Annotated in this window: 13 protein-coding genes; 7 read left to right on the top strand and 6 right to left on the bottom strand. The window is 58.4% G+C overall.

Annotated features, from left to right (window positions below; translation table 11 throughout):
* Positions 1-184: 184 nt before the first annotated feature.
* The 5 genes from BM374_RS29465 to BM374_RS29445 all read right to left on the bottom strand — a co-directional run bounded on the left by BM374_RS29465 (position 185) and on the right by BM374_RS29445 (position 5937).
* Positions 185-544, bottom strand: a complete 360-nt coding sequence (locus tag BM374_RS29465; protein WP_244552731.1) for a hypothetical protein — start codon at positions 542-544, stop codon at positions 185-187.
* Between the two features lie 66 nt (positions 545-610).
* Positions 611-2245 carry a GMC family oxidoreductase gene (locus tag BM374_RS29460; RefSeq protein ID WP_092301132.1) on the bottom strand — a complete coding sequence of 545 codons (1635 nt, stop codon included), beginning with the start codon at positions 2243-2245 and terminating at the stop codon, positions 611-613.
* 148 nt (positions 2246-2393) lie between these two features.
* Positions 2394-3374 (bottom strand): ABC transporter permease, encoded by a 981-nt coding sequence (locus BM374_RS29455; protein ID WP_092300707.1) that lies wholly within the window; start codon positions 3372-3374, stop codon positions 2394-2396.
* Positions 3371-4891, bottom strand: a complete 1521-nt coding sequence (locus tag BM374_RS29450) for a sugar ABC transporter ATP-binding protein (RefSeq protein WP_092300704.1) — start codon at positions 4889-4891, stop codon at positions 3371-3373. Before BM374_RS29450 ends, BM374_RS29455 begins: the two co-directional genes overlap by 4 nt.
* Positions 4892-4950: 59 nt before the next feature.
* Entirely contained in the window at positions 4951-5937 is a 987-nt protein-coding gene (locus tag BM374_RS29445; protein WP_092300701.1) for a substrate-binding domain-containing protein, read from the bottom strand.
* 330 nt (positions 5938-6267) lie between these two features.
* Between BM374_RS29445 and BM374_RS29440 the strand changes: the two genes are divergently transcribed.
* Together BM374_RS29440 and BM374_RS29435 are read left to right on the top strand one after the other, a co-directional pair.
* Positions 6268-7035 (top strand): SDR family NAD(P)-dependent oxidoreductase, encoded by a 768-nt coding sequence (locus tag BM374_RS29440; protein WP_349510004.1) that lies wholly within the window; start codon positions 6268-6270, stop codon positions 7033-7035.
* A 35-nt stretch (positions 7036-7070) separates the two neighbouring features.
* Positions 7071-7967 carry an amidohydrolase family protein gene (locus tag BM374_RS29435; protein ID WP_092300695.1) on the top strand — a complete coding sequence of 299 codons (897 nt, stop codon included), beginning with the start codon at positions 7071-7073 and terminating at the stop codon, positions 7965-7967.
* Between the two features lie 262 nt (positions 7968-8229).
* Here the strand turns inward: BM374_RS29435 and BM374_RS29430 are convergent, their stop codons facing one another.
* Positions 8230-9132 carry a LysR family transcriptional regulator gene (locus BM374_RS29430; protein ID WP_092301129.1) on the bottom strand — a complete coding sequence of 301 codons (903 nt, stop codon included), beginning with the start codon at positions 9130-9132 and terminating at the stop codon, positions 8230-8232.
* Positions 9133-9334: 202 nt separating this feature from the next.
* Here BM374_RS29430 and BM374_RS29425 point away from each other — a divergent pair, with 202 nt between their 5' ends.
* The 5 genes from BM374_RS29425 (at position 9335) to BM374_RS29410 (ending at position 13660) form a co-directional block, all read left to right on the top strand.
* Positions 9335-9709, top strand: a complete 375-nt coding sequence (locus tag BM374_RS29425) for an EthD family reductase (protein ID WP_092300692.1) — start codon at positions 9335-9337, stop codon at positions 9707-9709.
* Between the two features lie 16 nt (positions 9710-9725).
* A complete protein-coding gene (locus BM374_RS29420) occupies positions 9726-10766 on the top strand; it encodes a LysR family transcriptional regulator (protein ID WP_092300689.1) in 1041 nt (346 codons plus the stop codon).
* A 183-nt stretch (positions 10767-10949) separates the two neighbouring features.
* Complete coding sequence (locus BM374_RS39540) at positions 10950-11378, top strand: type 1 periplasmic-binding domain-containing protein (RefSeq protein ID WP_244552730.1); 429 nt, start codon at positions 10950-10952, stop codon at positions 11376-11378.
* The gene (locus BM374_RS39535; RefSeq protein WP_244552729.1) at positions 11296-11910 is read left to right on the top strand and encodes a substrate-binding domain-containing protein; all 615 of its coding nucleotides are present in this window, start codon (positions 11296-11298) and stop codon (positions 11908-11910) included. The genes BM374_RS39540 and BM374_RS39535 overlap by 83 nt, the downstream gene beginning before the upstream one ends.
* Positions 11911-12223: 313 nt before the next feature.
* Positions 12224-13660 (top strand): aldehyde dehydrogenase family protein, encoded by a 1437-nt coding sequence (locus BM374_RS29410; protein ID WP_092300686.1) that lies wholly within the window; start codon positions 12224-12226, stop codon positions 13658-13660.
* Positions 13661-13683 lie beyond the last annotated feature (23 nt).

Genomic DNA, 13683 nt, shown 5'->3' with positions numbered 1-13683 from the left:
CAGTCGAATTCTCCGATCTTCTTTGACAGTTTTGAACTGAGTTGTAGTGCCGGAACGGCTTTTCGATCGTCAGCGCCCGATGCACTTGGCGACAGGACTTCGGCGACAGGCCCGGATTGGAGCAACTGGCAGGCCAGCCGCTCATGGACGGCGGCCTGCCCTTCAAAGCCCGGAGCAACTTGACCTAAACCTTGACGTAACAAGGTCCGCGGGCAACGATGGGCTCGACCGTTTCCATGATCTCGTCGTAGTCGGGATTCATGGGAAGCGCCTGGAAGCCGGTGAATCCGAGTTTCTTGGATACCTCTTCCCCCGAAAAATACGCGCCCGCGACGAACCGGCCGACGACATCCATTTCCTCGACCGGGATCGCATTGACAAACGCGAGCGGATCGCGAGGCGTCTCAGCAGGCAGCCTGGAGACGATCTCGTAGAACCGTGGTGCGAGATCCGGGCGCGCCTTCAGCGCGCGCGGGAGCAGCGTCTCCAGAACGCCAGCGGCCCTTGCGGAGGGCATACCCAGTTCACTGTCCCCCGGGATCATGGCATCGCATAGCCACCCCAGCTGAGCGCGGATCTCTTCGTATGTAGTGGACATAAAAGGTGCTCCTCAGGCGACTTTCGATGAGACTTTCTGATCGCGACGGCTGTTCACGATCGCTTCGGCATTGCGCAGGGCGAGTGCGGCCACGGTTCCGGTTGGGTTTACCGGCCCCGATGTCGGCATCACGCTGCCGTCCATTACAAACAAATTCGGGACATCGTGGGCACGTCCAAATCCATCGACCACCGATGTAGCGGGGTCCGCCCCCATGCGAACCGACCCGAGAATGTGCCAGCCAGTTTCACGCGAGTCTGGCGCGATAACGGTCTCGTACGCCCCGGCCTCGCGCATCGAAATCGCGGCGTGCTCCTCGTGCCACTTGACCAACTTTCGGGAATTGTCGTCACACCGGTAGATGACCTTGGGCGCCGGAATTCCGTCCGCGTCCTTCAAGATCGGATCGATCACGACCCTATTTTCGGGATTCGGCAGATCTTCGCCGATAATCGACCACATCGCGGAGCGACCGAACCGCTTGTGAACGGTCTTGTGGAATTCCGCGCCCCAGCCTGCGCGCTTACCCCACGGCCAGACGCCGATCGTCCCGAGCGGGCCGCCCGTACCCATGAGCTGCCACTTTGCGCCGCGTACGAACCCGACACCGGGTTGCGTCTCTGTGAATTGCTGCGAATAGGCTCTCTGTCCGGTCGGACCCTGCCAACTGTCGAAGTGATCATCAAACAGACCCATCACCATGCCATGGGGATGCATCATCAAGTGGCGTCCGACCATGTCGGAGCTGTTGGCGAGCCCCTTGGGGAACTTCGCGCTATGCGAGTTCAAAAGGATCCGCGGGCTGCCGATACCGTTGGCACTGACAATGACGATCCGCCCCGCCTGGAAATGGGTCTTGCCGGTCTCACGATCAATGTAGGTGACGCCGGTCGCGAGACCCGCTGCGTCAGTTTCGACCCGTGACACGCGCGCCCGCTGCACAAGCTTCACACCGAGCTTGATGTTGGTGGGCCAATGCGTCCGGTCGACGGACCCCTTCGCTCCGTCGAAACAGGCCGGAGCCATGCATGCGCCCCGCCGCACGCACGGGTTCATGCCGTTGTGCTTCACCGTGGCAATGGCGTTGGTGCCAGGCCAAATATGCCACCCCAGACGCTTGTGAGCTGCGAATAATTTCTTGTCGATCACGCCCATCGGCATGGGCGGGAGCGGTGGATCGAACGGCGGATAGGATGGGTCTCCACCCACTCCCGACACGGACATTTGCTCCTCTGCCCGCGCGTAGTACGGAGCCAGGTCATCATAGGTCAGCGGCCAGTCCGCACCGACCCCATCCAAGGTCTTGACGCGAAAATTGCTCGGCTGAAAGCGATGCCACGCCGCGGCGTAGATCACCGAGCTTCCTCCAACGCCATTCCACATGAACGGCGCAACGTCCGACTCCTCGTCATTGATCGGATAGTCGGCCGCATTCATACGCCTGTTTGGGTACCAGCTGAACACCTGGTCTCTTTTGAGCTCGAATGTCGGCTCGTCGAAATTGATTGACGTGTAGTTCGGGTACTCGCCCTGCTCGAGGCAAACGACAGATAATCCAGCCTCTGCGAGCCGGCGAGCCGCGATCGCTCCACTCGGCCCAGAGCCGACGATAACGGCGTCCACGATGTCCTTCGTGCCTGTATTCACGGCATCCTCCTCGTTCCAAATCAACACTTACGCGTCGATGGCTTTTTCAAACGGCTGTCCTGATAGCGGTGTGTGCACGCTAGTGCTTTTCATCGGGCCCTGCGCGTACTCGCCCCGATTTCTGCGCAAGGCTCTCCCCATGGGTGACTCAACGCGATCCCGCAATACGCTTTTGGAGGGCGTCCAACAGGACCGCGGCAAGAATGATCGAGCCAGTCGCGAAGTCCTGCCAAAAGATGTCGATGCGAGCGAGATTGAGGAAGTTCCTGATCAGCGCGATGACCACGACGCCGATGATCACTCGCAGGATATTGCCCTGCCCACCACTGAGGCTGACACCTCCGATAACGACGCCGGCAATCACTTCGAATTCCAATCCGCGGGCCGTGTCAGCCTGGATCGATCCGATACGCGCCAGCAGGACCATCCCGGCGAAGGAGGCGCAAAGACCACAAATCATCAGACAAATGATCTTGATGCGATCCACATTGATGCCGGACAGCGCAGCCACATTTCGATTCGCACCGATGGCGTACACCTTCTTTCCGAAAGCCGTGTGGTTGAGAAGGACGTAACCCGCCAGGATCGTCAGGATTGCGATGATGAAGGGCATCGGAATGCCAAGGGGTCGCCCAAGGCCGAGGATTCTGAATGCCTCAGGCACATTGGATACCACCTGTCCTTGGGTTGTCACGAACGCCAGGCTTCGGGCGATCATCATCGTTCCGAGCGTGGTTATGAACGACGGGATGCCAAACCTTGTCACAACAACGCCGGCGAAACGGCCGAATAGCGGACCCACCACGAGCGCGAGCGCAAAGGTTGCGGTAATTCCGATCTCAGGCATCAGCTTGCCGGCAATGGATGCCGTCAGCGCCAGGACGGCGCCCACGCTGATGTCGAACTCGCCGTTTATCATCACAATGGTCATGCCTGCAGCCACGATTAGCGCTGCCGACATCTGAGCCATCAGGTTCTGAATGTTTATCACTGACGCGAATCGCGGTGAAACGATCGACATCACCACGACCAGAACGAGCAGGACGGCCACGGACTGGATGAGACCGTAAGAGCGTCGAATGCTCTCCTGCAAATTCGAGCGCCCAGCTTCTAGCGTGTACGTGCTCATGCCGCTTTCCTCCCACTGACCGAAGTTTCGAGAATTCGATTATGCTCCAGCTGCGCGCCGGCAAACTCTCCAACGATGGAGCCGCGGAACATCACGATGGCCCGATCACACAGCTTCTCGATGTCCGGCATCTCGGTGCTGATTATGATGACGCCGACCCCTTCGGAGGCAATGCGTTCGATGATCTTTCTGATCTCGTCCTTGGAGCCGACGTCGATACCGACGGTCGGATCATCAAGAATGAAAATTTGTGGGCGCGTCTCCAGCCACTTCGCAATCAGCACCTTCTGCTGGTTTCCGCCACTTAGCGTCCTGATTGGAACGTGCGCGCTCGGCGCCTTGACGTTGAGCTCACGGACGCACCGTGTTCCCATTGCGTCGATCTTGCTCCTCGACAGCAACCCCAGTGCATTGCGCAACTTACCGATGATGGGAAGCCCGACATTCTCCGCGATGGTGAAATCGGGCAGAATCCCCTCGCGCAGCCGGTCACCGGTCAACAGGGCCACCCCTTCCTGGATGGCCTTGCCGGGATTCCAACGGCTCTTTACGTCACCGCGGATCGCGATCGTTCCCTTGGACGGCTGATATCCCTCGACGCCGAACAAGGTCTTTGCGAGCTCGGTGAGGCCGGAGCCCGTCAAGCCGGTAAACCCCAGGATTTCCCCACGATGAAGATCGAATGAAACATCGTGAAGCATCCCCGATACGCTCAGCTCGCGGACCGAAAGAAGCACGTCATTGCTTGCGACCGCACCTCGCTTACTCCTTGCGTCGACTTCGACCAGCTTACGTCCGAGCATATGCTGCACAACCTCCGTAATGGAGGTCGACTCCTTCTGCAGATTGGCGATGGTCTGGCCGTCGCGAAGTATCGTAATCGTGTCGCAGATCCGAAATACCTCGGACAGGTAATGAGAAACGAAGACGATCGCGACGCCTCTGCGAGACAACTCGGCAATTAGCCTGAGAACGACGTCGACCTCGGTTGCGGTCAGCGAGGACGTCGGCTCATCCATCAGCAAGATGGTTGGCTTCCAGGTCATCGCCTTGATGATCTGCACCATCTTCTTCAGGTCGTTCGGTAGCCGGCTGACCTGCTGACTTGCATCGACCTCGATTCCATAGTGGTCGAGGAGCTCCTGCGCTTTGGCGTTAAGGCTGCCAGCCGTAAGAACGCCGAGTCGGCCCGTCGGCTCATTGTTCAGGAAGATATTTTCCGCTACGGTCATTCCTTCCACAAGATTGATGTCCTGATGGATGGTCACAATGCCGCGCTGGAGGGCGTCGATCGCATTATGTGGGCTGTAGTCTTTCCCGAGCAACTTGATGCTCTCGGCAGAATCTGCCTGGTACACGCCGGCCAGAATCTTGAGAAGAGTGCTCTTGCCGGCTCCGTTCTCGCCGACCAGTCCGACCACTTGGCCCTTTTCCAGCGTGAAGCTCGCGCTTCGAAGAGCCTTGATACTGCCGAACGTTTTTTTTACGTCTTTGCAGACGAGTGCCGGTTCACCCATTGTTTCCCCCGTCCGGAGTGTCCGGCGTTGCGCCGGACACTCCACGATCTGTTCGTGCCTCAATTGACCTTTGCGTCGAGGACCTGCGGTTCATTGACGAAGTCGGCAGCGTTGGCCTTGGTCATCAGTCTGGGCGGCAACTCGACCAGCTTCTCCGTTTTCCCGCCGGTCAGGAACGACAGCATCGAGTTCATGCCGACGTAGCCCATCTCGAAGGGGTTCTGGACGATCGTGCCCGCGATCTTGCCTTCCTTGACGAGGCGGTAGGCCGTGGGATCGGTATCGAAGTTGACAAGCTTCACGTCCAAGCGCTTCGCCGCCTCGAGCGTCGCCTCAGCACCGATCGTCGGGGCGTGGTTCTGGAAGAAGACGCCGGCGATGTCCGGGATCTCGGTCAACGTGTCCTCCATAGTGCGTCGGCCGTCCTCGAGGGAGAGCTTCATCACCTTGCGGGGAAGGACGCTCAAGCCGAGCTCCTTGGAGCGCTGCTCGAAGCCGCGATTGCGGTCGATGATGCACTGCACGGCCGGGCCATGGTCGAACACGATGACCTTGGCTCCCTTCGGCACTAGCGTGGACATGTGATCCGCCGCCATGCGACCGCCCAATTCATTCGCCGTCACGACGTAAGTCACCCAGTCCCCCGAGTTTAGGCCGATATCGGTGACGACAACCGGAATCTTGTTTTTGTTGTAGATATTCTTGACGGGATCGGCGAGAACAACGGAGTCACCAGGGAAGATCAACAGACCGTCGATCTTCTGCGTGTAGAGGTCTTCAAGGTCTCCGACCTGCTTGGTGGTATCGGTGTCGCCGCCGTTGGTCACCAAGAGCTCGACCGACACGCCCTTCTTTTCCCATTCGCCCATCGCCTTCCTGGCGCCCGCGATCTGTGTGCGAAGAAAGGTATTCGTGCCCCAGAACTGGGAATATCCGAGCTTGAACTTCTTGTCCGCGGCCATCGCCCTGCCAATAAACGGTGATGCCAGAACGGACGCTCCGAGTAGTGTCGAAAACTTCAATACGTCGCGCTTGCTAACAGTCATTCCCACCTCCCTATGCAAAGGAATATTTTTCTCCGAGCCAACGTCGGCCCGTCCGAGCGCTCTGTTCTGGCAGCGGCAGCGCCATACCTCACGGCAATGACGCCAGCTGCCTATCTCAAAGCCGGCAGGTCTGGAGCATGGCGATTGGATCCCCCGATCGGCAATTATCCCTACGCTCTGGCATCGATTAGAATTTGATATCGCTGGCACCGACCGCTGGCAGGCGGCCATAGCCAGCACCAATTGCCATCAGAATGAATGCAGCCTAGCTGCCTGCACGCCACCTGGGATTACGTCGCATCCTCACACTAACCTTGGGAGGACTAGCTCATGCAGGCAAAAGGGAATGGTATGAAGGATTGCGTCGTACTCGTGACGGGAGCTGCCGGGGGCGTCGGCATCGAAGTCGTCCGTCAACTCGCCGAGAACGATGCCAAGATCATCGCGACGGACATTGCCGATCAGGTCCATGACCTGAATAGGGAATTCTCCGGCGCCCGCATCACGACGGTCACCGGCGACGTCTCGAAGAGCGTCGATGTCGAGAAGATCTTCAGCGCTGGCGAGGAAAAGTTTGGCGCTGTTCAAGCCCTCATCAGCAATGCGGGCTACATGATTGCCAAGGCGCTGCACGAAACCAGCGAGCAAGACTGGGATGCTGTCCTCGCGGGGAATGCGAAATCCTTTTTCCTGACCGCAAAGCGCGCTCTTCCAAACATGATCGCCGCCAAGAAGGGATCGATTACGGCGACCGGCTCCATCTCCAGCGTCGTCGGACTACCCTCTCAGGCCGCTTACTGCGCTTCGAAAGGTGCCGTTCTGCAGCTCGTCCGGCAACTAGCCGTTGAGTATGCCGGGTCGGGTGTCCGCATCAACGCCGTCGGTCCGGGCGCCATCAATACGCCGTTCCTCACGCGATATCTGAATGGCCTTCCCGACCCGAACGCTGGCGCGGATGCCGTGAAAGCCGCGCATCCGATGAAGCGTTGGGCCGAACCTGACGAAGTCGCCAAAGCCTTGGTTTTCCTGGCAAGTGACGACGCCGCCTTTATCACCGGCCATATTCTCATGGTCGATGGCGGATACGTTGCGGGCTGATCCATAGTTAGAACCGTTCCGATTGGAGAGACGCCATGTCCGTCAGCGCCATTATCGACCCCCATCATCACCTTTGGGATCTCGAAAACTATTCCTATCCCTGGCTTTGCCAAACCGGCGAACCGATGGCTCCGATCGCAGGTAGCCTTCGGTCCATCATGAAATCCTACTCACTCGCGGACTATCGCGAGGATTCCAAGCGATGGAATATCGTGAAGGACGTTCATCTCGACGCGCTCTCGGCGGACATTCTCGCCGAGACACGTTGGCTTCAGGATATGAAGAACAAGACAGGTTTCCCGACGGCCATCGTTGCGCACGCCGATCTAGAGGCCGACAATGTCGATATCGTTCTTGCAAGCCACGCGGAAAGCAAGGCGGTCCGTGGAATTCGCCAGATCCTCAACTGGCATCAGGATCCTCGCTATTCCTTCATCGAACGTTCGGACCTGCTGCGAGACCCGAAGTGGTTGAAGGGTTTTGGTCTGCTGAAGAAGTATGACTTCTCGTTCGATCTTCAGCTCTACCCTCACCAGATGATGGACGCAGCCCGCGTTGCCCGTGACCACGAGGACACGACGATCATCCTGAACCATACCGGAATGCCTCTTCAGCGGGATGCGGAAGGCATTCAGACATGGCAAGACGGCATGCGGACTCTGGCGTCTGTTCCAAGCGTCCATGCCAAGATCTCAGGCCTCGGAATGGTCGACCCGGACTGGACGGTTGCAAGCATTCGGCCGTTCGTCCTCAAGACGATCGACTACTTTGGGGTCGATCGGTGCATGTTCGCAAGCAATTTCCCAGTCGACAAGATCTACGCCAGCTTCGACCGAATCTATGAGGCTTTCTTCGAAATCGTGAAGGACTTATCCGATACCGACAAGAAGAAGCTCTTTCACGATAACGCGCTGCGGGTCTATCGGCTTTGACATCGAGTCCGCATCGGCGGACTGCCGCGATTGTTGCGCTAGTCCGTGGGACGGACACGATGGGAGCAAGCCCATCCCCTTTGCGGGGGTGGGCAGCCTCAGCTAGGAATCCGATGTGCCTACCCTAAGCGGTCGCTCAGCCGATCGGTGCCGAACCGAATTCTTCGCGCCAAGCTCGTGACGAGACTCGATTCGCTCAACCGGACCCCTTACCAGGGCGGCTGCCGTGACTTGGTCAACGAACAGGAACAACGCATTCCGACTATGCTGCAGTCGTCGTTGCGGCCGCGCACTCGACGAGGATCCTCACGAGCTCGTCGCGGTGATGGTTGGCCGGGGCGTCCTGCCGGACACAAATCCGCAAGTTTCGCTCTGCCCAAGGCTCAGCCAGAGGCAACATCACAAGTCGCTTCTCGTCTTTCTCAACGGCCGAGCGAGGCACAACGCTAATGCCAGCCCCTGACGCGACAAGATGAGCAACGGCCCGGTAACCGGGAACCTGCACTCGGATATCGAGCGTCGCGCCGAGAGCTGCCGCATGGCTCAATAAGAAGGTGTTGATCGCTGCACCTCGCTGCAGGTTAATGAATGGCTCGCGAAGACATTCCTCGAAACGAACGGGCCGATTTTTGTCGATCGGGCTGCTCAGCGGCACCAGAACCACCAGTTCGTCATCACGATACGGAAAGAAGGCCAATTCTTTATGGTTGGCCTGAAGCGCAACGATCCCGACATCGGCGCGCCGGTCCGCGACGGCGGCCAATATGTCGTGACTGTTCTTCTCTTCGAGTGCGATACGGACGGATGGATGATGCTTGAAGAAGGTTGCAAGATCATCTGGAAGAAACGAATTAACTGCGTTGGTATTCGCAAATAGTGTGATCCTCCCGGGCATCCCCGCCGAGAATGGCAGCATATCGGCGTGCATCTGCTCAAGCAGATCAAACGATTTGCGAGCATAGTTGGCCAGAACTGTACCGGCAGGCGTGGGGCTGACACCCTCGCGATTTCGTTCAAGAAGGGGAGTACCGAGCGTGTCTTCGAGCTGCCTGATGCGTTGGCTGACGGAGGATGGCGCCAGGTTACACCGCTGTGCGCCTCGCGATAGGTTTCCTTCGTCTAGAACCGCGAGAAACACTCTCAGATCGACCAGATCGTAACGCATCTTTCCTCGTAAGTTTGTGCTCGCGTTCGGCTCTGACGAACGCTTCATTCGGAACATACCGCTTCTGGTTGGCCCGGAAAATGGCCTAGCTTCAATTCCAACCTAGAAGAAATTCCAATAACGGTCAGTTGCCAACTACCGTACCGGCTTCGGACAAGGCGCCTATGGTTGGCGCAAAAATCAGCATCGGGAGGTTAACGACGTGAAGGCGCAATACGCGAAACGTATAGGTTTTCTCACAAAGCGCGAAGACATGACGAAAGAACATTTCGTCCAGCATTGGCGAACTGTTCATGCGCAGCTGTGCAAGAAGATCCCGGGGCTCAAGCGATACGCCATCAACTTCATTGATCGCGATGTCTATCCTAATGCCGGCTACGACGGCTTTTCGGAGCTTTGGTTTGAAAGCAAGGAGGCCCATGACGCGTCCTTTTCGAGCCCCGAAGGGAAGACATTGTTGGCCGATCTTCCCAACTTCACCTCTACGATATGCGGAGTCATTGCGTACGAGGAACGCTTTATTTGGCCGGCCGACGATGGGCTAGGCAGTGAAGCGCGGTTGGACACGGGCCACTAATTCAGAGGATGGCGCAATGGACGAGCGCCAACTTAAGTGCTTCCTGGTTATCTCAGAGTCGGGTTCGGTGACAGGAGCCGCCGAGCGCTTGGATATTGCCCAACCGTCGTTGAGCCAGATGCTTCTCCGGCTCGAGGAGGAATTGGGCTCAAAGCTCTTTCAACGAACGTCACGCGGGGTCGTGCTCACCGAGGCCGGACAAGTCTTCCGCGAGCACGCGCGCAACATCATTTCGGACATTGAACGCGCTCGGGATGAGATCAAGGCCGAAGACAGCTACGTCCGATCGGAGGTCACGATCGGCTTGCCGAGCTCTTTTGCCACGTTGATCGGCGCTCCCCTCATTGCTGCAGCTGCACAGGAGACACCTCGCGTGCAGCTGAGACTGATCGAGGCGATGTCAGGGCATATCCGTGAGTGGCTGACCAAAGGCGACCTCGACGTCGGCGTTCTCTACGGGATTCAGGACAGCCGGCACTTGTTGCTGGAACAAGTCGCCGTCGAGGAGCTATTTCTGGTCGGTCCGCCGAACGCCTTCAAACACTGCGACCGACACGGTTTTGCTGATGACGCCGTCGATCTCAGTGCGGTCGACGCGTTCCCCCTCATTGTACCGACGGGGCAACACGGCCTTAGGCGCTTCGTCGACGAGCGCGCACGCTCGTCCCAACTGAAGCTCAACATCCAACACGAGATCAACTCGCTCACCGTCATCAAGAACTTGGTTCAAAGCGGCCATGGCTATACCTTGCTCGCGCACGCGGCCATCTCCGAAGAACTGAAACGAGGCGAGTTGTCCGCAGCCCGCATCGTCAAGCCCGTCTTCCGGCGCGGGATATTCCTGGCGCGCAATCCATCCCAATTCGTGACGCGCGCGTCAGTCAAAGCTGCCGAGACGCTGACAAGCATCGCATGGGATCTCATCAGCCGGGGCGATTGGCTTGCCACGCGCGTCAAGCGTTCCAGAATGTCCGGTCCGGATGACAATTTTATGAGATCATCTCCGAGACTCATACAGGCGAACAAAGAGTTCTCGCTAGCGCAAGCCGCGAAGTAGTCGTGAACGCGAAACCTTCGACACGCGCCGACCTACGGATTCCAAACGCGCAAGGGCTAATCACGCCAGAGGTAGACCACAGCAGCCTCCTTCAAAGCGCCGATCGTTAGATGCGAAGCGATGTCGCGTCGAGAGAACGGCGACCGCCTATAGCCTTGCCATAACGAAATCTTGGAGGAGTTCATGACAAACCGACGGTGGTTCGCCGCGCCCGGCTGCTGGCCGCCATATGTGCCATTGGAATATCCACGGGAACGTCCGATGCCGCGGATAAATTATCCGTCGGCTATTCGCAATTCTGGGGGACCATCCCTTTCTCGCGAACGCAGGTTGCTGGAGCGAGAAAGGCCATGGAGGAATGGAAGGCCAAGGGGGGTAGACGTCGACCTGATCGTCACCAATGGCGGCAATACCGACACGACCCGCCAGGTGGCCGACCTCAAAGACCTCCATACGCAAGGAGTCAACGGCATCCTCCTTTTGCCAGGAGACAGCGTCGTGCTCGCCGAGCCAGTCAAAACGGTATTCAATGCCAACCACATTCCTGTCGTGGTCACCGATATCGGCCTGCAATCGGGATCGTGGGATTCCTTCATCATCACCGACAAGTGACGGGCGGCAAACAAGCCGCGCAGCTCATGGCGAAGAATGTCAAGCCGGGCGAGGTCATCGTCTTCGACTTCGGACCGGAAAACGACAACGTGCAAGCTCGCGTGCGAGGCTTCGAGAGGAGGCCAAGGCGCTCGGCCTTACGGTTCTCGCCCGGAAGGTAACTAAGCTGAGCCTCGAGGAAGGCAGGCGTACTATGGAGGATGTTCTGGTCGAGACGCCAGACATCGCCGGGGTTTTCTTTGAAAACGAAATCGTGGCTCAAGGTGCCGCCGCGACCCTGGACGCGGCGAAGTGTCAGGACGTGAAGCTCGTGACATTCGACTTGAGTGCACGCGCCTACGAACTGATCAAGGAAGGAAAGCTTCTGGGCGTCATCGTGCAGGATCCCTTCAGAATGGGTTACGAGGCCGTGAATGCCATGGTTACGACGCTGAAGGGCGGGAAGCCCCATGCCCAGATCGACCTTGAGACAAGACTGCTTACCAAGGGAAACGCCGGAGAATTCGCATCCGATCCGCAGGTCGGAGACTAACAGCGGCGTCATCCCCCAGCCCATACGCGGCGTTGCTTTCGTACGCGTGGCGTAGGTGGGGCGTTCGCCGAGGAGCCGATAGGGTCTCGCTTTCCTCTCGATGGCTCGGGCGAGTGTCTCGCGCGGGTCAACTTGTATGGGACGGATAACTGACGATTTTGGACCGATCACCGTCCGACGCGATCAAATGGGACGCGCCATGCGATCTCGCCCCATAGGGCAACATAATAGCAGGTAGATCGTAGACGCCATTGAGACCCCTCTCCCGCCCGTGCTTCTACATCGACGGCGGCAACAGACAGGAGTTGAAATCATGTCGAAGCACTTCATTGGTGGCAAATGGGTCGGGGCATCCAGTGGCGAGACGACCGATATGATCGATCCCAGCACGGGGAAGGCCTACGGGAAAATCGCCGCCGGCACCCGTGAGGACGTCGATCTGGCCGTCAACGCGGCTCGCAGCGCGTTCGAAACCGGTGCATGGGGCAAGTTGATCGCCGCAGAACGGGGCCGCATTTTGATGGCAATTTCGCAGCGCATACTCGAGAAGAGCGAGGAGCTTGCAGCCATCGAAGCGCGGGACACCGGCAAACCCATGACGGTGGCGAGGAACGATATCAAGGCGGTCGCTCGATATTTCGAGTACTATGGTGGTGCTACGGACAAAGTCTATGGACACACGATTCCGTACCTCAATGATCATTTCGTCGCCGTCGTGCGTGAGCCAAAGGGTGTAACAGGACACATCCTTCCCTGGAACTATCCCGCCCAGATGTTCGGCCGGACACTTGCTCCTTCGCTAGCGGTCGGAAACGCAACTGTTCTCAAGCCGGCAGAAGCCGCATCCGCCTCCATTCTACGCCTTGCCGAGCTCGCGACGGAAGCCGGCCTTCCTGACGGGGCGATCAACATCGTGACAGGATTTGGAAGCAAAGTGGGCGTAGCGCTTACGACGCATCCCGGCGTGAATTTTGTCTCGTTCACCGGCTCACCCGAGGTCGGCCAGCAGATCCGGAAGCTGGCCGCGGACAACTACATCAATTGTACTCTCGAGCTCGGCGGCAAGTCGCCGCAGCTTGTGTTCGAAGACGCAGATTTCGAAGCGGCTACCCAGACTATCTGCGCCGCCATCATCCAGAATAGTGGTCAAACCTGCTCGGCTGGAAGCCGTGTCCTTGTTCAAAGGCGCATCTTCGACGACTTCATCGCGAGACTTAGCAAACGATTCAAGGCCGTGCGGGTCGGTAGCCCAGAGATGGATCTCGACTGCGGTCCGATTATCACCGCGGGACAAAAGAAGACCGTCCTTGGCTTCATCGGCCGTGCCACCGCCAGCGGAATCCCGCTCCTCGCCGAAGGCCAGATTGCGGAGGGCGTCGACCCGGATGGATTCTTTGTCCGGCCCGCTCTGTTCGGGCCGGTGCCCACGGACCACGAGCTCGCGCAACACGAGGTGTTCGGACCCGTGCTGGCCGCCATTCCGTTCGACGATGAAGATGATGCGGTACGGATCGCCAACGGGACTACATTCGGCCTTGTCGCAGCGGTCTGGACCAGGGATGGCGGCCGACAAATGCGTCTCGCGAAGCGGCTGCGCTCCGGTCAGGTGTTCGTGAACTGTTACGGGGCCGGCGCCGGCATCGAGTTGCCCTTCGGAGGTACCGGCAAAAGTGGTCATGGACGGGAAAAGGGTCTTGTGGCGATGGACGACTATTCAAACCTGAAGACCGTGGTGATCAAGCACGCTTAATCACTGAGCAGGCGGCGCTGATA

The organism is Bradyrhizobium sp. Ghvi (assembly GCF_900115265.1).
In the GTDB taxonomy this organism is placed as follows: Bacteria; Pseudomonadota; Alphaproteobacteria; order Rhizobiales; family Xanthobacteraceae; genus Bradyrhizobium.
This window is presented reverse-complemented; position numbering and strand designations above follow the sequence as displayed.